This window comes from Marinomonas pontica (genome assembly GCF_036322735.1).
In the GTDB taxonomy this organism is placed as follows: Bacteria; Pseudomonadota; Gammaproteobacteria; order Pseudomonadales; family Marinomonadaceae; genus Marinomonas; species Marinomonas pontica.
The window spans coordinates 2,230,950-2,249,488 of record NZ_AP027271.1 but is presented as its reverse complement, the minus strand read 5'-3'; the positions used below and the strand labels follow the sequence as shown (position 1 = coordinate 2,249,488).

15 protein-coding genes are annotated in these 18,539 nt (G+C 43.2%); 3 read left to right on the top strand and 12 right to left on the bottom strand.

Annotated features, from left to right (window positions below; translation table 11 throughout):
* The first annotated feature begins 66 nt into the window (after positions 1-66).
* A complete protein-coding gene (locus AABA11_RS10570) occupies positions 67-1,365 on the top strand; it encodes a M18 family aminopeptidase (RefSeq protein WP_338267717.1) in 1,299 nt (432 codons plus the stop codon).
* An 83-nt stretch (positions 1,366-1,448) separates the two neighbouring features.
* On the opposite strand, the gene AABA11_RS10565 is transcribed toward AABA11_RS10570, so the two are convergent.
* Entirely contained in the window at positions 1,449-2,771 is a 1,323-nt protein-coding gene (locus AABA11_RS10565; RefSeq protein ID WP_338267715.1) for a TolC family outer membrane protein, read from the bottom strand.
* Positions 2,772-2,965: 194 nt separating this feature from the next.
* A complete protein-coding gene (locus tag AABA11_RS10560) occupies positions 2,966-4,198 on the bottom strand; it encodes a hypothetical protein (RefSeq protein WP_338267712.1) in 1,233 nt (410 codons plus the stop codon).
* A 121-nt stretch (positions 4,199-4,319) separates the two neighbouring features.
* On the opposite strand from AABA11_RS10560, the gene xni reads away from it, so the two are divergent.
* The gene (xni, locus tag AABA11_RS10555) at positions 4,320-5,096 is read left to right on the top strand and encodes a flap endonuclease Xni (RefSeq protein WP_338267709.1); all 777 of its coding nucleotides are present in this window, start codon (positions 4,320-4,322) and stop codon (positions 5,094-5,096) included.
* A gap of 17 nt (positions 5,097-5,113) precedes the next feature.
* On the opposite strand, the gene AABA11_RS10550 is transcribed toward xni, so the two are convergent.
* Together AABA11_RS10550 and AABA11_RS10545 are read right to left on the bottom strand one after the other, a co-directional pair.
* A complete protein-coding gene (locus AABA11_RS10550) occupies positions 5,114-5,950 on the bottom strand; it encodes a nitrate- and nitrite sensing domain-containing protein (protein WP_338267707.1) in 837 nt (278 codons plus the stop codon).
* Complete coding sequence (locus tag AABA11_RS10545) at positions 5,947-7,110, bottom strand: methyl-accepting chemotaxis protein (RefSeq protein ID WP_338267704.1); 1,164 nt, start codon at positions 7,108-7,110, stop codon at positions 5,947-5,949. Before AABA11_RS10545 ends, AABA11_RS10550 begins: the two co-directional genes overlap by 4 nt.
* Before the next feature lie 337 nt (positions 7,111-7,447).
* Here AABA11_RS10545 and gltX point away from each other — a divergent pair, with 337 nt between their 5' ends.
* A complete protein-coding gene (gltX, locus tag AABA11_RS10540) occupies positions 7,448-8,929 on the top strand; it encodes a glutamate--tRNA ligase (protein WP_338267701.1) in 1,482 nt (493 codons plus the stop codon).
* 120 nt (positions 8,930-9,049) lie between these two features.
* On the opposite strand, the gene AABA11_RS10535 is transcribed toward gltX, so the two are convergent.
* The 8 genes from AABA11_RS10535 to AABA11_RS10500 form a co-directional block, all read right to left on the bottom strand.
* Entirely contained in the window at positions 9,050-10,936 is a 1,887-nt protein-coding gene (locus AABA11_RS10535; protein ID WP_338267700.1) for a methyl-accepting chemotaxis protein, read from the bottom strand.
* 262 nt (positions 10,937-11,198) lie between these two features.
* Positions 11,199-11,513, bottom strand: coding sequence for a DUF3301 domain-containing protein (locus AABA11_RS10530; protein ID WP_265730039.1), 315 nt, complete (start codon positions 11,511-11,513; stop codon positions 11,199-11,201).
* A 255-nt stretch (positions 11,514-11,768) separates the two neighbouring features.
* Positions 11,769-12,305, bottom strand: a complete 537-nt coding sequence (locus AABA11_RS10525; protein WP_265730038.1) for a flavodoxin — start codon at positions 12,303-12,305, stop codon at positions 11,769-11,771.
* A 21-nt stretch (positions 12,306-12,326) separates the two neighbouring features.
* The gene (locus AABA11_RS10520; protein ID WP_338267698.1) at positions 12,327-13,214 is read right to left on the bottom strand and encodes a helix-turn-helix domain-containing protein; all 888 of its coding nucleotides are present in this window, start codon (positions 13,212-13,214) and stop codon (positions 12,327-12,329) included.
* Between the two features lie 132 nt (positions 13,215-13,346).
* Positions 13,347-14,720, bottom strand: coding sequence for a sigma-54-dependent transcriptional regulator (locus AABA11_RS10515; protein WP_265730036.1), 1,374 nt, complete (start codon positions 14,718-14,720; stop codon positions 13,347-13,349).
* A 1-nt stretch (position 14,721) separates the two neighbouring features.
* On the bottom strand, positions 14,722-16,749 hold the full coding sequence (locus tag AABA11_RS10510) for a PAS domain-containing sensor histidine kinase (RefSeq protein ID WP_338267696.1): 2,028 nt from the start codon (positions 16,747-16,749) through the stop codon (positions 14,722-14,724).
* 135 nt (positions 16,750-16,884) lie between these two features.
* Positions 16,885-17,835, bottom strand: a complete 951-nt coding sequence (locus AABA11_RS10505; RefSeq protein ID WP_265730034.1) for an AEC family transporter — start codon at positions 17,833-17,835, stop codon at positions 16,885-16,887.
* A gap of 20 nt (positions 17,836-17,855) precedes the next feature.
* Positions 17,856-18,536 carry a response regulator gene (locus AABA11_RS10500; protein ID WP_114412794.1) on the bottom strand — a complete coding sequence of 227 codons (681 nt, stop codon included), beginning with the start codon at positions 18,534-18,536 and terminating at the stop codon, positions 17,856-17,858.
* Positions 18,537-18,539 lie beyond the last annotated feature (3 nt).

Here is an 18,539-nt window from a genome sequence, read left to right as displayed (position 1 = left end):
TGGGCTGTAAGGCTAGCCAAAGTGTTAAAAAGTCACTTTTTTAAAGCATTGTGCTGATAGGATATTATGGATTTTTCAAATTTTAATGACACGTTGCTGTCATTCTTGCAGTCGTCTCCCACCCCGTTTCACGCCACGGCTAGTATGCGCAGCGCTTTACTTTCTCACGGTTTTGTTGAACTACTAGAAGAAGATACTTGGGTAATCGAGGAAGGCGGTAAGTATTTTGTTACGCGCAATGAATCTTCCTTAATTGCGTTTACAACGCCACAGTTGACCATGAGTCAGAGTGGTTGGCGGATGATTGGGGCTCATACAGATAGCCCTTGTTTAAAGCTAAAACCCAATGCGCAAGTAGATCGTTTTGGTTACCACCAATTGGGTGTCGAGGTGTATGGCGGTGTATTGCTACACACATGGTTAGATCGTGACCTATCGATTGCTGGGCGAATCACTCTGAAAACAAAAGCGGGTGACATAGTAAGTCGTTTGGTGGACTTTAAAGAGCCAATCGCTGTGGTTCCTAATTTGGCGATTCACTTAAACCGTCAGGCTAATGAAGGCTTTTCGGTGAATCCGCAAGAAGAAATTTTACCTATTTTGTGCGGAGCGGAAAATGAGTTTGATCTTCACGAATTATTAACGTCGCAACTTAAAAAACAGTACAGCGAATTGCAAGTCGACAGCATTTTGGACTTCGAATTAAGCTTGTACGACACGCAACCGGCGGCTTTGGTTGGTTTGCACAAAGAGTATATTTGCTCAGCTCGATTGGATAATTTGTTGAGTTGCTTTGTTGGTCTGCAGGCGTTACTGGAGTCAGATCAGCAACGACCCAGTTTGCTTGTTTGTACGGATCATGAAGAAATCGGCAGTCTGTCTGCGTGTGGTGCAAATGGTCCATTTTTAGACGATGTGTTGCGCCGTTTAACTCCTAATCCAGAGCAATATGTGCAGGCCATGCAGCGTTCTATGTTGGTTTCAGCAGATAATGCCCATGCATTACATCCAAATTATGCTCATAAACACGATAAGAATCATGCACCTGCAATTAATAAAGGGGCGGTTATTAAGGTGAACGCGAATCAGCGATATGCCACGAACAGTGAGACGGCAAGTGTGTATCGCGATATTGCGGCCGAAGAAAACTATGAGGTGCAATGCTTTGTTGTGCGCAGTGATATGGCGTGTGGCAGCACCATTGGGCCGATCACCTCAGGTGAAATTGGCGTGCCTACCATTGATATTGGTTTGCCGACGTTTGGGATGCATTCAATCCGTGAATTGGCGGGTAGTCGTGATGCGTATGGTTTATATAAGGTATTGGCGCGCTTTACTAAGCGAGATAAGTTGATTACTCGTTAAATGTGTTTGTGTCAGTAAAAGCAAAAAACCCGTAAAAACAGTGTTTTTACGGGTTTTTTATGGTCTTTATTAATGGCTATTGATTATTTTTTAGCAACTAACCATTTATCTAGCTCTTTGATCTTGTCTTCTGTTAGATCGCCTGTGACTTCTAATAGATTGAGTTTTTTCAACACAAAGTTGTATCGATATTGCTCATAGGTGTTTTGCGCATCATACAGATTAGATTGGGCGTCCAGTAATTCAACTAGGTTACGAGTGCCAACATCGTATCCAGCTTTTGTTGCCTCTAATGCACTGGTGCGAGAGCGGATAAGCTGTTGCTGAGCTTCAATTTGCGCTACGGCCGTTTGAAGGTCAAGGTACAAACTACGAATGCTAAGTTCAATGGTTTGTAATGAGCTTGCTCGTGTCTCGGTAGCTGACTCAGCTTGAGAAACCGCTTGGCGAACAGACGCATTAATAGCGCCACCGCTGTATAACGGAATGCTTACGCCTAAAGCGATAGAAGACGTATTGGTTACGCCATCCGTATTGGAGGTATTGCCGCTGTAGTTGTTGTCCGCTCGTGATAAAGACCCTGTGATTGAGACGGTTGGAGAGCGTCCGCTGGATTTTTGAATGCTGATATTATTTTCTGCGCTTTTCACAGACAGATCCAATATACGCAACTCTTTGTTGTCGCGGTGCGCTTTAGCGATCAAAGAATCAACCGTAACATTGGAATCCAGACGAATTGGGTAGTCTTTCGCTAACTGCGGAATGCTTTTTATTTCTTGTCCTGTTCGTTGGAAAAGCGCTTTTTGGGCATAGGATACGCTTGAGCGGGCACTCAATGCAGTGACTCGAACAGAGTCATATTCTGCTTGAGCATCTTGTAAGTCAGTGATGGACGCTAGGCCCACTTCATATTGCTTTTTAGCACGGTCAAGCTGGCTTTCTGTGCTTTTTACTAGGGCTTCAGTTGTTTGCAATGTGGACTGAGCAATCAACAAATTGAAGTATTCGGTCAATGTGGTTAACGCTAAGTCTTCTTCTTCGTTGTTGAAGCTAATACCCGCACTTTCAGAGCTGATTTCAACCGCATCAACGGCGTAATTAAGCGCAGGAGAATAAATAGGATAATCTAGTGACAAGGCCAATGAGTTCGACATGTTGTCATAGTCAGCAGAAGGTGCATCGATGTCACTGTAACCTAGGCTACCGCTAAAGCTAATACTTGGGTACAGATTACCTTTGGTAACGGTTACGCCTTCTTTTTGCGCTTGGTAAGTTGCCGCCGCCGCTCTTAAGCCTGGGTCGTGCTGCTTGGCCAATTTGTAGACTTCGTAGATACTTTCTGAATGGGCAGTCGTACTACTTAGGACGGCTGCAGCGATAAGTGATGGTATAATATGCTTTTTCATAGATCTCTGTGGGCTCGTAGTATGAAATATAGTTATAATAGTACCTCAAGTTTTTAGCTTGCGGCAGTGCCATTCTTGCTATATCTATTATGACTATTGACCATATCATAACGAAATATTTTAAATAGGCCTTTATTGTGGAAAGTTAATGCAAGAGGAATGAGATTTTTGCCTCATTTCTCTTTTTGGGTTCTTTAATTTTTCAGCGTCACTTTATAGGTCACTGTGTTTATAGAGCCAGCTTTGACCTTTCCTTCTATTAATAGGCTTTTTGCATTTGGTTGTGTTACTTGCTCGCCTTCTAATAATTCCACAATACCATTCATGCTGTGCTCAATAGAATACGCGTGCGTCTGATCAGAGTGGTTTTCAATGATGGCTTTCCATACCTGAGTATTAGGTAATTTTTCAGACGATGCACTGACCAGCGTTAAATACCCTGTAATGTCATGGCTTTTATTGGTTGCAATGGTTAAAGGTGACTTGGCTCGAACGTTATTAAGTACGACAGAGTTACTTGGAATAAGTAGGTCTCCTTTTTTCCAAAAGGTGTTGTACTCACCAGGAAAACCATCACTTGGTAATGAAAACCGGACATTGTTGTAGAAGCGTAGATCGATTTCCCCTGAGGTATTGCTATAGGTATGCAAACTGGCTTTTTGAGTTTGCTGTTCAATTTTGCTTTGGTGGCTTGGTAGCGCAATCAATGTTGTGGAATAGGCCGGAATAGAAATCGTGTTGTCTTCTAATGGGTAGGTTATTTCATTGTCTTGGTAGTGGATGTCTGGTTTAGCATCACTCATGGCAAGACTGCTGCGTTCGGCTTTGAACAGCATGGGCGTAGCGCGTCTTGAGTAGTGAAGTAAGCCGTTTTGAATGTCGATTTGTGTGTTGGCGTTGTTGCTGATTAAGGCTTGCTGAGACAATGTAACCTGACCATTTTCGAATATCAGGCTTTGTTGTGGTGACCAAGTTAATTGGTTTGTCTTATAGCTGACCTGATAAGGAATTGTATTGTGTTCGTTTTTTGGTGTGTTTTTTTCTAACGGGATTAGGTAAAAATCGTCTAAAGGAAACTGAGTAGGGCGATCATTAATGGACAGCCAAACCGTGCGGCTGTTTTGATCTACTTTCGTTAAAGTGCCGGTAAAACTTAAATCCCTTTGTTTGTGTTCAAGTCTAATCTTTAGTCCGACTTCTTCTAACCAATTACCGACTGAACCACTTTGTGTGTGCGTAATAGGCATGAAGTTTTTCGTCAGTGGTTGCCATGTGCCGGAAATGGGTGTCAGGCTCTGGGCTGGGCTTGCTTCTACTATTTGACTGTCACTTAAACCGATCACAGCGCTGATTGGCGTGGCAAGCGTTACAGGAGAAGCGGCTCCCAAAACAAGACTGAAACAGAGGTAGGCCGTTGGTTTCGTCATAGCGGTGTCCTTTTGGCTTAATGATAGATCATCATTCTAATTATCGTGATGCGCGTGTACACATGGTACTCTAACAATTTGTCGTATTTTTAAAGCAAAGTAGTAAAAATAAGGGTTTGGAGTGGATAAAAAATTACTGATTATTGACGGACTGAACTTGATTCGACGGCTTTATGCTGCACTGGAATCAGAGCAAGATTTGGAACGTCGCGTCGAGCGCACGCAAAGTATTGCAATAGAGGCGCTTGCCAAACTCACGCATCAGTTTGATCCCGATTACGCGGTGATTGTTTTTGATTCCAATGGCAAAACGTGGCGCCACAACGTCTACCCAGAATACAAACTTGGTCGGGTTCCAATGGACGATAAATTGCTTGAGTCGTTGCCTGATTTTGCTCGTGTTTTTCGATTTAATCGTTTGCCATGTTTAAGAATAGAGGGCTGGGAAGCCGATGACTTAATTGCGACGCTGGCAGTGAAGGCGGCGAATAGTAATGTCAAATCCTACATAATATCGACCGACAAAGGCTTCACTCAGTTATTGGGTAACGACCATATTTTACAGTACGATTATTTTGCCAAATTGGGTTATGACAAAGTGTGGGTGCCGGGAAAATATGGGGTGGAACCTCATCAATTAATGGAGTATTGGGCGTTGGTTGGAGATACCACCAACCGCATTCCTGGCGTTAAAGGGATTGGTCCAAAAACAGCGCTGACGATTATCCGTGATTTTTCCACCATTGAAGACATTTACGCCAATTTAGCGTCGTTCCCTGAGCGTATTCAGAAAATGCTGGCGGGCGGATATGACCAATGTTTATTGTCTCGCTCTTTGGTCGCATTAAAAACAGACGTTGATATTGGTGTACGGCTTTCGCAATTACGTTATGTTTAACACTCTGAATCGATGGATTAAAATAGAGATTTGTCCTCCGATATGGTGGTTTTTAGTGATTCAAACCCAGCGTAAATGACCGTATAGATTTCATCAATAACCTGTGTGGCATTATTAAAAAGTAGGTCTGGATCTTGGGTGCTGAGGTGTTGGTTTTGAACGCTTTCTTTTATTTCGCTTACAAACTGGGTTAGCTGTTGATTACTGGCTGGTGGCAGTGGTGTGGTTAACTTTGTTTGATAGTCTTCGATTTTTCCAAGCGTAAAGAGCAACTGCAATTTTTTATCCGAACTGATGTCATTTTTTGCGGCAACTTGGACGGACAAGGCTCGAATTTGTCCAAGGGCTTCGGCAAGCTCTGGTAATGTTTTTACTAACTGTTCAGCGCGATGTCGTATGTTTTCATGTTGATTAGACGTTAACGAAAACTCATCAGACATGTCCCATACGGCGTCCAATTGACGAGCGATCAGTCCGGAGTGAAAGCGAAAACTTTCTGCGCTTTGAATGGAAGTATGGTTGATAATGCGCTGCCACTGTTTAAAAGGGTAGCTTACGCTCAGTGAGCTAGGGTAGGAGTGGCGTTTCTCGAACAGTATTAAGTCTGAATAATGCTTATTGATGTCTTTTTCCAATGCATTGAGCTTTTCTTGGAAATCCTGTTTTCCATTCAAAAAACCAGAGTGAACGCCTCTATGTTGTTGAGTCAGTTTGATCAAATCGATAAATACTCTAATGCCGGTTACGCCGCTAAGTGAGCGGGCTTTGGCGGCTTTTCTAGACCAAATCTGCCGAGCTAAGGCCAGTGTGATTATCCCCAAACAGGTTCCGATAAAAATGCTGATTGATATCATGCTTCAATTTCCTTTTGCTCTAATCTCGACGACAACCACTTCATGTACTTGACCATATTTTTAGTGTCTTTACTTGCTTGGCTATGTTGTTCGCTGACACTGGTGATGTCTTGCAGTCGATCGCACATTTTGGTGTTAGCCAGTCCAAATTCGGCAATTAACGCCGTTGAGTGTTGTATTTCTTGTTGCGTGGATTGAGCTGCTTTGTGGATGGCGGTGAGTGTGGCTGATACTTTATCTGAGCTGTTTGCCGCTGTAGTCGCATAGTCGATTAGTTGTAAGCTGGTTTTCTCAGAGGTTGTTACTTGCGCATTGATTGAGGTGACCAGTCTACCGATATCTTGGGCGGCATTTTCAGTGTGTTCTGCCAGCAACCGTACCTCATTTGCGACGACGGCGAATCCTCTGCCAGCTTCACCTGCCCGTGCTGATTCTATTGAAGCGTTTAGTGCTAATAAATTAATTTGCGAGGTAATTTGTTCTATCGTGGTAACAAAGCTACTGATGTTTTGAGTGGCTTTGATAAGCAGCGTCATCTGGGTTTGGTTGTCACTGACAGTTGATTCCATAGTGGTTATGTGGTTTTTAAGTTCTTCCAATGTGCTTTGACCCAATTCAGATTGCTGTCTTGTTACGCTGGCCATCTCTGATGTGGTGTTGGTTCTTGCTAGTATTTCTTCAATGGTCATGCTCATTTCTTTGCTGGTTAAGAGCAGTGCGTCGAGAGCCAAATATTCTTCTTGGGCGCCGACAGCAACGGCATTCGACGAGTTCTGTAATTCGGTGGCGGTGTATCGGGTTTCTTGGGAGCAACTTTGGAGTAAATGCTCTTTGCGATTAAGCGTTCTGAGTAACGTATTAATGTGATGGGCCAGTTTATTAAACTCAGTGTCGTGGTAGGAAAGTGTTACAACGGATGCCTCTTCTGTACTGTTTATCTGTTGGGTAAGCTCGTTTATACGTCGCTTTGTGAGTTCACTGTTCGACATGAAAAAATACACCAAGAGGCAAGTGCATAATGCAATTGGGACTGTTGGTTGTGTAAAAAAGTCTGGAACAAAAAGAGCCAATAACGTGATGCTTCCCAATAATGTCGCCAGAAGTAAGCGAGCATAATAGGGAAGAGCGGCAATTAATATTCTTCCTGGAGTTAGTAGCATAATAGATAGATCCTTATTGCTGATAATCATTAAAAAGCTAAGGCATTACTCTAAAGAGCAATAAATGAGCCATTAGGCAGTTGAGTGCTCTTATATTCGTTATGCGACGAACTAACGCTGGTAAACCGCTGGCGATTTTGACGGGGGCTTTTTATTGTGCGCTTTTGGATTGCATGGATAAATTGCACTGCTTGTTTTTAGTGCGTTGGGGATAAGGTGAAGTAAAGTTGAGGGAATATCAAACTTCTCCTTAGAAAAGATCGTGTGAGCCTCTTACCCATAGGCGTTCAGAGGCTTATAATAGCGGTATTTCAGGCAACGGATAAATGAGATTGTTATGTCAGAGGTAAGAACACGTATTGCGCCGTCACCAACGGGTGACCCGCATGTAGGCACGGCTTATATTGCGCTATTCAATATGGCATTTGCTCGTAAAATGGGCGGGAAATTTATTTTACGTATCGAAGATACGGATCAAACTCGCAGCACTCCAGAATCTGAAAAAATGATTTTAGATGCCTTGCGTTGGTTAGGCCTAGATTGGGCAGAAGGCCCTGATGTGGGTGGTGAATATGGCCCTTACCGTCAAAGTGAAAGGGGTGATATTTACGGTCAATACGCACAAGAGCTGATTGATAAAGGCCACGCTTTTTATGCGTTTGAAACAACCGAAGAGTTGGATCAAATGCGCATTGAGCAAAAAGAACAAGGTTTGCCGCAGAAGTACGACGGTCGCGCACTTAAGTTAACCCAAGAAGAAATTCAGGCGAAGCTTGATGCGGGTGTACCTTATGTAATTCGCATGAAAATTCCTGAAAAAGGTGTGTGTGTTGTTCAGGATATGCTTCGAGGCACCATCGAAATCGATTGGGCTCAAGTCGATATGCAGGTGCTTTTAAAAGCCGATGGTATGCCAACCTACCATTTGGCAAACGTCGTTGATGACCACCTGATGAAAATCACCCACGTTATTCGTGGTGAAGAGTGGATCAACTCTGCACCAAAGCATATTTTGTTGTATCAATATTTTGGTTGGGATATGCCGACATTGTGCCATATGCCTTTGTTGCGTAATCCTGATAAATCAAAGCTATCAAAACGTAAGAATCCGACGAGCATTTTGTATTACCAGCGTATGGGTTACATGTCTGAAGCAGTTATTAACTATCTCGGTCGTATGGGCTGGTCTATGCCAGATGAACGAGAAAAATTCTCCTTAGATGACATGATTGAGCACTTTGATATCCAACGTGTTTCTTTAGGCGGCCCAGTATTTGATGTTGAAAAGTTGAGCTGGCTGAATGGCATGTGGATTCGTGAGAATTTATCGCCTGAGGCTTTTGCTCAGAAATACGTGGAATGGGCGTTGAATCCTGAGTATCTTATGAAGATCCTTCCCCTAGTAATGCCGCGAGTGGAAACGTTTTCGGATGTGGCGGACGTCGCTGGCTTTTTCCTTAAAGGCATGTTGCCGATTACGAAAGAAGATTTTGCTACCATTAAAATGGAAGAAGAAACGTTACGCAAAGCCATGCAATTTGCGTTATGGCGTTTAGAAGCCTTGAGCAAATGGGAAAAAGATGAAATCTTTAACGAAATGAAAACATTGGCACAGACACTGGGTATTAAGCCGAAAGACTTCTTCGCTCCTTTGTTTGTTGCCATTTCCGGTACTACGGCATCGGTTTCTGTTTTTGATTCCATGGCAATTTTAGGGTCTGATATTTCACGTGCTCGTATGCGTACCGCCGTGAATGTTCTTGGTGGACCTTCTAAGAAAGAAGCTAAGCGTTGGGAGAAAGAGTACGCAGACCTGTAATGAGGCTGCGCTTTTTGTCGACGGCACAAAGTTAAAAAAAATGAGAATAAAAAAACCGGCATTGCCGGTTTTTTTGTTTTGCTTGACTCGCCCTAAAGAAAGTTACCGTCGTGGTATGTTTTAACGAGTCGTAAAGACGCTTGTTTTCTTATCCAAGTTGCTAACTTGGCTATGGATGTCACGCGTATTGCCTTCAATGCTATTGATGTAGCTATTGTCTCGTTGTAATTGCTGAGCAATTTTGTCCATTTCTTCACTCATGTGTACGGCAGTTTTAGCAACTTCTTGAATAGAGCGCGCCATATCAATAGAAGAAGCGGAGCTGGTTTGTGCGTTTTGTTCGATATCTCGGATGGCCAATTCTGCTTTTTCGCTGAACTCTTCAATCGCATGCAAACTTTCTTGACCACTGTGCATGGTTTCGATGGCTGTTTGAGTAGAGGATTGAATTGTACTGACAATGTCAGTGATTTTTGCTGTGGCATCCACGGTTTTTTCGGCAAGAGAGCGAACTTCGTCGGCAACAACGGAGAAGCCTCGACCCGCTTCGCCAGCACGCGCGGCTTCAATCGCAGCGTTTAATGCCAATAAGTTGGTTTGATTCGCCAAGTCATTGATCATTGCAATGACGTTATCAATGTCTTTAGATAATTGACCTAATTCGTTCAGTTGCTGACTGGTTTTGTTGACCACGCTTATGGTGCTGGACAGATTCGACAGCGCGCCTTTTATGGTTTCTGCGCCCACTTTAGCGGACTCATACGTATGTTGAGACTGGCTGCTTAGGTCTTCTGTTGTGCTCGAAATGCTCGAAATAGTGGTTGAGATTTCTTCAGTAGCGGCCGCCAGCGAATTGGTTTGTTCACTAACAGAGCGGTTACTTTGAGCAATATTGACAACAGAGGTGTTCAGCTCGGAGACCATGTTGTTCACGCCTTGAGTAGTATCAACCACTTCACCAATAACCGTGCCTAGTCCATTTGTCATTTCATTGACAGAGCTGCATAACGAATCGAATTCATCGTTTCTTTTGTGGTTAACATGAAGGCGAGCCGTCAGATCGCCGCCTTTGACTTTGCCTAGGTCTTTAATGATCTGATTAAGTGTTTTGTTAACACTGCTACCAATTCCCATCATCATAAGGGCAGCAATTACGGCCACAACAATACTCACAATAATTAGGCTGATGCTGGCTTGCTGTGAACTTTGAGATGCCTGTGTGCGAGCATCTATTACCGCTTGTTGCATGTAATTAACTGCCACGAGACGCATGTCGCTAAAGTTGGCTTTTGCCGCGATGAAGTTGGATTGAAGCTCAATCAGCTGTTGGTTTTCTTTGTCGAAGTTTTCAACGGCTGTGAAGTATTGATTGATGATCTCGCCAAAGCGCTCTTCTAAACCAAAATTGGTTACGCGCTTGTAGAACTTTTCATATCGCTCCATGAAGGCGGCTTTATTGGCGGCAACAGGTTCGAAAATGAAGTTCTTTTCCGCTTCACGTACAGGCAGAAACTCTTGCTTTACCAAGCTTAAAAAAGAAATCTCTTCGGTAACTTTTTCACCCAGCACTGAAATATCACCTTTTAAACCAGACGAGCCGTTAAAGCCGACTTTTTGTCTTTGGTTAACCAGCTGGCTTAGTGCGTTATTGTAGTTATTCAAAGACGTGATGATGCCTGACAAGCTGTCTTGAGCTTCTGGTTCTTTTAGTAACTCCATGTCTTGGTTTAGGATTGACATAAAAGCGTCATTACTGGTGTTCAGTTGTTCGAGATAACTTTCGTATGAATTGTTATCTACACCAGATAATGATTCGTATTCTTCCATTAATGTAATGATTAAGGTGGCGAGGTCTTTATCTACTTTAGTAAGACGCTCGAACTTTGAAGAGGCTGTTTCTTGAACGTTTAATCCTTGCAAGGCAACCGCGGTGACGACAACGAATCCAAGAATAGCAGCTATGAGTAAAGAAACTAATTTGGTACGAAAACTAAGATTTGCCAACATAATATATCCTGCACTTTTTTATTATAGATGGAGCAGATAGACCTTTAGTGAGCGTAGGATACGCTGACTTTTTCTCGCATAATCACGTCTATCAGGGTATTACAAAACTTTACCTAAAAATTCTATTTCTACTATGGTCTTATTTGCAATTAAATGACACAAAAATATAGATTTATCTTGTTGTATCAATGTGAATAAATGTGTTTTTACGCCTTCTTTATGTTGTTTGTCGCCGTGTAACGCTTGCTATGGTCGATCTTTATTAGAAGTCATGAGGACTTAACCAAATGTCTAGTCTATGACTGCCAATATAGCTGATTTTTCCTGGATAACGAGCCATGCCACTTGAACTAAATTCAAATTTGTAACTTCGTTTTATTCTGAGTTGGCCATGATGCCAAATAGGTTTCCATTCGGAACCGGAAACGCTGTCCTCCAGTAATTGTAGATTAAGATTTTCACAATGTCGCTTAGCATGGGTTAATGCCTGTTCGCGAATTGAGCTGTTGCACCACCAAGCGTAAACAACAGCCATAATGCAGAGAAGAATAACGATATCGGAGAGTTGAAGGTTCATACGGGACCACTGTATGTAAAAGACGGAGTGAAAATTCTTTTACATCATAACGAATAGGCCCTAGAAGAAAAGAAAAATACGTGACTACCTCCAAGCAGGAGAGAAAGAAGAGGTAGTCACGTTCTTCACGCATTTAAGAGAAAGCGGCAAAATTACCTCATTGATAAAGCTAAATTTGGGCATTCGGGGCAGCGAATGTTTGGGTAACCAAATTTGAGTCGTTAGCTTTTTTTCAATGGCCAGTCAGGCGGTAATTTAGGCGGCTTCTACAGCTCTTTCTGCGTAAAGTTGGATAACCCACTGCTCAACTCGTTGATCAGTAAGTTCAAACTGTTGATCTTCATCGATGGCTAAGCCGATAAAGAATTCTTTGTTATGAACGCATGCTCTTGACGCTTCAAATTCATAACCTTCTGTTGACCATTGGCCAATAAATGTCGCATTTGTTGGTAGCAGTTTTTCATATAGCCAACCAACGGCATCAACAAAATAATCGCCGTAGCCGAATTGATCCCCTAAGCCATACAGAGCGATGACGGTATTTTCTAAAGACAGTTCAGCTAGGCTGTCACCTATGTCTTCCCAGTCAGACTGAATACCACCAAAGTCCCAAGTCGGTATGCCTAATATCAGCATGCTGTAGTGTTCTAACTGACCGAGTTCAATGTCTTTTATATTAAATATGTCTACTTGTTCGCCTAATTCTTCCCATTGTTTAGCAATTTTGTGGCCGACTTCTTCTGTGTTATTTGTGTCTGTGCCATAAATGAGGGCGATGGATGATTGAGCCATTGTTAATTTGATTCCTATTACTTAATGAATTTGTCCGTATTGGTGACTGCCGACACCAAAATGTTTTCTGAATGCGGCTTCAAACTGATCTTCTGAAAAACCACTTTGAGCAACAATATGGTTTTTCTCTTTAGGGTTCTGTCTCAGTTTGGCGGCCGCAGAATGGATGCGACTGTGTACGAAATAATGTTCTATTGGTTGCCCTGTTAAATGGTGAAATCCAATAGTAAGGGCTTCCGTGTTGAGGCCTACTTGATGCGCTAAATGTTCTATATTTAGCGTGTCTAATTCGGGTGTTTCTAGCAAGTTTTGAGCATTAAACAGCTTACTTTGACAATCTTCGCAGTGTGATAAATGACTGAGCATTTGCAGCTGCTCAATTAATGTAAATATCAGCGAATACACATGCCCTGCGAGACTAATGGAATGGCCGCGATGCTGTAAAACGGGTTTGATCATCAGTCGGTTTTTATAGGTCAAAGGCAGAGAGATTACGCCGCTGTCATTGGCCAATTTTTCTTGCATATTCATAAAATGCTGAATGATGTGTTGTTCCGTTTCGCCAAGAATGGACGCAAGCAGCGAAGGACTAATGTGCGCTTGCAGCAGGCTGAGTTGTTGATCTTTTTCAAGAGTAAACTCACCGCTTACTGTTTTCGCTTGGTATGCGATTTGTATTTCGTTAATGTCTTCTACCGTATTGATGGCTCCGGTTCCTAAAAAGGAGAAATAGAGACCCGATTGCGCGGTTTCTGATACAGATACGGCTTTTTTGCTGCTTAAATGTTGGTTAAGCAAGTGCAAATGTGGCAATAGTGCAAGGTGCTGTTTATGACCGGATAGCCATGGCATTGCTTGTTCGCTAATGTTTCCGGTGTGGTCGTACACATTTTGCATGTCAATTTGCATTGTATCTCGCCTCAAATTTGATAATGGTTATCATTAAAATATTTTTAGGGATTTAATGCAAGTGATTCTCATTAAATAAATTATATGAGAATCACCGAGTTGATATGCTTATTCGATGGTGGGGCGAAATGGCTAGTCGAGATAGTCTACTCGGTTTAGCCCGTATTTCTGCATTTTCTGGTTCAGCGTTCTTCGCGGCAGTTGAAGTTGTTCTAGTACAAGCTGAATGTTGCCCTTTTGTTGGCGAATGCTTGCTTCGATTAAACTGCGCTCGAATTCTTGTACTTTCACGCTTAATGGCAGGGGAGTTATGGTGTCTATATCGTCTTGAGCTTGGTATCCAGCGAGTATTTTCGCCACACTGGTATTGGGTTCTAGCGCATAGCGCAGCGCGACGTTTCTCAGTTCGCGTACGTTCCCCGGCCATCCATACAGCGTAAGCGTTTCGTGATCTATTGGGCTGAGTGGTTTGAAATCGCCACCGCGCTCCTTAACGGCCATGCGACAAAAATGCTCAAACAATAAAGGGATGTCTGCGCCTCGGTTGTGCAAATCAGGCAGATGTATTTGGGACACGTTAAGACGAAAAAATAAGTCTTGCCTAAAATTCTCTAAGGTTTGAAGGTCATTTTTTGCAGCCGCAACCACTCTAAGATCTATTTGTATCGTGTGATTGCTGCCCACACGTTCAAGTTGATTTTCTTGGAGTACACGCAGCAATTTAATTTGCATTGCAAGTGGCATGCTTTCTATTTCATCAAGAAAAAGAGTTCCGCCGCTCGCGTGTTCGAGTTTGCCAACACGTTGTTTGTTGGCACTGGTAAACGCGCCGGCTTCATGCCCAAATAATTCGCTTTCAAATAGATCGGCTGGGATGGCCGCGCAGTTGATGGCAACAAAAGGCTTGGTGCTTCTTGGGCTGCAGTCGTGTAGTGCTTTGGCAACCAGCTCTTTGCCACAACCGGTTTTGCCATACACAATGACGTGAGTGTCCATGCTAGCAAAGGTGCGGATTTGCTGTCTTACGCGAATGATTTGTTCGTTTTGCCCAATGATGGTTTCTTCAAGTCCATGTAACTCACCCAAATATTGAGATTGATTCGCGTGTTGCAATTGTACTTTTCGCAGCTGAATGGCTTTTTCAACGGTCTGTAAAAGGCGGTTTGGGTCAAATGGCTTTTCGAGAAAATCAAAGGCGCCATCGCGTAGGGCATTTACTGCAGTGTCTACATCGCCATGTCCAGTAATGAGTATGAATGGCAGCTCATGTTCTTGCGACAAACAATGGCTCATCAGAGTCAGTCCATCCAAAGGTGCCATGCGAATATCGCTGACAATGATGCAAGGCAATCCAACACGGAAGTGATCAAGTAATTCGTGGCCTTCTTGAAACTCTCTTACCGTGTAATTTGATAAGCGCAACCATTGAGCGGTGGTTGAACGAACAATGTCATCGTCATCCAATAACCAGATTTCAATGTGATTGTTTTGGGTGTTGTTTTCCATGTTAAGCCTTTAACAGTGTTAATCGGAAGACCAATTGTGAGTCAGTATTGTGGCTTGCTTTTAATGTTCCATTCATATCTTTTGCTAAGTTAGCACTGATGGCAAGTCCAAGGCCTAGCCCTTTTCCTATTGGTTTGGTCGTAAAAAATGGCTCAAAGATATGGGCTAATTGCGCTTTGTCTATGCCCGGGCCGTTGTCTTGGTAATGTATGACGATGTGGTCTTTTTCTTCGTGTAGCGATATGTCAATAGTGGGTGTTGTTTTTGCGCCAGTACATGCTTGGACGGAATTACTGATGAGATTGGCAAATATTCTTTCCAATCGTGTTGGTTCAGCAATGACGCTATCCAGTTGGTTTAGGTGGATGTGCCACTGCAGATCGTGAGCGTCCTCACCTAGGCTTTCGATGGCTCGCTTGACGCAATCTTGGACGGAGGTGGGGGTGAGTTGTTCGGGCCTTCGGTACGCCAATACTTTTAATTCACTGGTCAACTTTTGCATTCTCACAACAAGGGATTCCAGATCAAGTAAAGTTTTTAGCGCTTGTTCAGCGTCTTGGCGCTTTAATAACAGCTCTGTGCTGTATGCAAGTGTGCGGATACCGGTTAATGGCTGATTGAGCTCGTGGGCAATTGCGGTGGACATTTGTCCTATCGCAGCCAGCTTTTCAGTTCTTAAGAGTTCCTTCTGGGCGGCTTCGAGGGCTTTGGTCCGCTCTAGAACTCGCTCCTCAAGACGGGTGTTGGCTTCCAGCAAGTTGAGTTCGGCTCTTTTACGTTTGCTTATGTCGATTAACGTAACGAGATAGCCTTGGGAGTCGCTCCATTCCAGTGATGATACCGACAATAATGCTGGAAAAAGTTGACCGCTGTTCTTCTGTAAAATGACTTCTTGTTCTAGCAAGTTACTGGCAAGCGCCTGGTTGGCGGTTGGCGTTTCTTGCAATGAATGCATAAACGACAACGCGGTTTGGTTTTCGGGGCATTCGGGCAAAAATTCATGTAAATAATGCGCGTTAAGTTGAGCCCGTTGTCCGAAGTAACGAACGCCCATTGGATTGACGAATGAAATTTCACCAAATTTCGACAGTTGTAATAATCCAACATGGGTGTTTTCTATAAGTACTCGCTGGCGTTGCGCACTGTCAGCAATGAGTATTTCATTTTCCAGTTTAGAGGCTATTTTTAGCGCACGTTCTCGTCGGTAGAGCCAGAATAAAAATACTAGGGCAAACAGTCCTAAGCTAATAAAGGCGATATTTTGGGCTTTTTTCTGGATGCCTTTTAAGTTGGACAAATAGTGAATTTGCCATTTCAAATCGTCTAAGGTGACATTTTGCAAAAGGTAGTTTTCATCATTGAGGTGGTATATTTTTGAACGAGTGTTGTTTAAAAATTGCACGTCGGTATGGCTGTCTAACCAATTACTGACTCTTAGTCGATTCAGTTTGCTGGCTAAAAAAATCAAACTGTTTTGATCTGTCATAACGACCAAATCATCCGATATATTCCAGCGTTCAATTAAATCACTGACGTTAATCCGAACGGCGACAGCGCCAGCCAAGCCTGATGACGTATAAACTGGCGCCAATACAAGGTGAGCAGATTGAGATTGCTGAGGGTTGTATCCTGAAACCAGTATGTATTCCCCTTGTTGGTCTTTTAAGACGCGGCTTAAATGCTGTTTGCTGAAATAATCATCCAAATTAAAATGCGGAGACTGTTCACTGGACACGAGCAGGTCACCCTGAGCAGAGAGAATAAACCAGTCTTGCGTTTTCGAAACATGCGTTAGGTCTTCTAGTTGTCGTTGCAGTTGCTTAGTGAGTGCGGTGTCCTTTGGGTGATTCATAAACGCCAGCAGGGTTGGATTATCGGCGAGAGCATACGGCAGAATGTGGTAGTTTTTTAGCTCGTTACGCAGTTCAATAACGTAATTCAGTAACTGGTTTTGTCCTTCCGAATGCTTGTCTATGATGAGTGCTTGGTATGCAATGGTATTGACACCAAAAAAAAGCAAGGTAAGCACTGTGCAGCCAAGGGATATAAAAAAAAGACGATGTTTACGAAATTGTGAAATCAAATAGGTCTCGCTGGCCTTTAGTTAGTGAAGACACATCAACCGCACTTGGGCAAGACTGTTTTTTGAGAGACGGTCTTACCGTTAGATTAGATGAAAGCTTCGTAGCAAAGTAACGCCAATGCTGGTACTAATCAAGGAGGCGATGGTGGTAATCACGATGATATTAGCCGCTAGCGCCGAGTTGCCATTCATTGCCCGCACCATGATGTAGCTTGCTGAAGCCGTTGGGGCGGAAGACATAAGGAAAAGTACGCCAAGTTCCATGCCTCGGTAACCTAATAAATACCCACCAAACGTCAAAACAAAAGGAATAAAAACCAGTTTGCCAACAGAGGCGATGAGTGCGCCAATCATGCCGTTTTTTAGGGAGCTGAAGCTCAATGAGGCACCAGCACAAAGTAATGCCAATGGCAGTGTCATCTGCGCAAAATAGTCACCGGCTTTGTACAGGGTGGAGGGGAGGGACAACCCTGTTAAAGACGAAAGGAACGCCGCAACAATGGCAATGATAAGCGGGTTTTTAGCAATGCCTTTGAGTATGCTTAATGCGTTGGTATTTTTTCCCAATGCACGGCTGAGTCCAATGACTGAGAGGATATTAAACAGCACCGTGACACCACCTAAATAGACAGACGCAACGGAAAAAACACCGTTCCCATAGGCATTCACGCAATACGCTAAGCCAATGATTCCCATATTTGAGCGGAAAGCGCCTTGTACTAATACCGCCCGTTCTGCTTTGTCAGAAACCCATATAGAAAGGAAAAATTCCAAAGCAAAATAGGTGACAGTAACTGCCGCCATGGCGTAAATAACCAGTGACAAATCCGTGTCTTGGCCAATGTCAGATTTTGATATGCTGATAAACAGCAGAGCAGGAAGGGTGACGTTGAATACTAATTTAGACGCAACATCGATGAAATTGTCATTGATGATGCGTATTCTGTACAGCAATACTCCTAATGCCAATATCAAAAATATTGGCATAGTGATGGAGAAAGAAAAGGCTAATACGTCTAAAAAATTATCCAACGCCGTTCCTTAGCAAGAGATCATTGATCGTTATTTTCGAATCGGTAACCAGCACCGTAGACAGAGTGAATAACGTTTAATTCTGGTGCGACAGCAGAAATTTTCTTACGTAGCTTTTTGATGTGACTGTCGATGGTTCTGTCACTCACCACGCGGCTGTCTGCGTAGATGCTTTTCATGATGAGATCTCGACCAAACACTCGGCCAGGCTCTTTGATTAGTAGTTGAAGCAGTTGGAATTCAACTGTGGTTAGGTCGATCAATTCCCCTTTGTAGGTAGCGCGTAGGCGATCAACGTCCAAGTCAAAGCCATCAGTTCGAGGCGATTCTGCTTGATCTAATTCAACACGACGCAAATTGGCTTTTACACGCGCTACAATTTCACGAGGGCTGAAAGGCTTGCAAACGTAATCGTCAGCACCCATTTCTAGGCCGATCAATCGGTCGATTTCTTCTGCTTTCGCAGTCACCATAATGATGGGGACACCGCTAAATTGACGCACTTGCTTGCAGATTTCTACGCCGTCTAGTCCTGGCAACATGAGATCCAGCAAAATAATGTCAACGGCGTTGTTTTTAATGTAGTTGACGGCAATGTCACCACGATCAAGGTGATGGTGCTCGTAACCGGCTTGTTCCAAATACGCGCTCATTAGTTCTGCTAATTTTGGTTCGTCTTCAATAATCAGTACTTTACTCATAAT

Coding starts and splice junctions, on each gene's coding strand:
- AABA11_RS10550 (WP_338267707.1), bottom strand. CDS start 5,950: ATGATATCAATCAGCATTTTTATCGGAACCTGTTTGGGGATAATCACA.
- AABA11_RS10530 (WP_265730039.1), bottom strand. CDS start 11,513: ATGAACCTTCAACTCTCCGATATCGTTATTCTTCTCTGCATTATGGCT.
- AABA11_RS10525 (WP_265730038.1), bottom strand. CDS start 12,305: ATGGCTCAATCATCCATCGCCCTCATTTATGGCACAGACACAAATAAC.
- AABA11_RS10515 (WP_265730036.1), bottom strand. CDS start 14,720: ATGGAAAACAACACCCAAAACAATCACATTGAAATCTGGTTATTGGAT.
- gltX (WP_338267701.1), top strand. CDS start 7,448: ATGTCAGAGGTAAGAACACGTATTGCGCCGTCACCAACGGGTGACCCG.
- AABA11_RS10520 (WP_338267698.1), bottom strand. CDS start 13,214: ATGCAAATTGACATGCAAAATGTGTACGACCACACCGGAAACATTAGC.
- AABA11_RS10535 (WP_338267700.1), bottom strand. CDS start 10,936: ATGTTGGCAAATCTTAGTTTTCGTACCAAATTAGTTTCTTTACTCATA.
- AABA11_RS10565 (WP_338267715.1), bottom strand. CDS start 2,771: ATGAAAAAGCATATTATACCATCACTTATCGCTGCAGCCGTCCTAAGT.
- AABA11_RS10545 (WP_338267704.1), bottom strand. CDS start 7,110: ATGCTACTAACTCCAGGAAGAATATTAATTGCCGCTCTTCCCTATTAT.
- AABA11_RS10560 (WP_338267712.1), bottom strand. CDS start 4,198: ATGACGAAACCAACGGCCTACCTCTGTTTCAGTCTTGTTTTGGGAGCC.
- AABA11_RS10570 (WP_338267717.1), top strand. CDS start 67: ATGGATTTTTCAAATTTTAATGACACGTTGCTGTCATTCTTGCAGTCG.
- AABA11_RS10500 (WP_114412794.1), bottom strand. CDS start 18,536: ATGAGTAAAGTACTGATTATTGAAGACGAACCAAAATTAGCAGAACTA.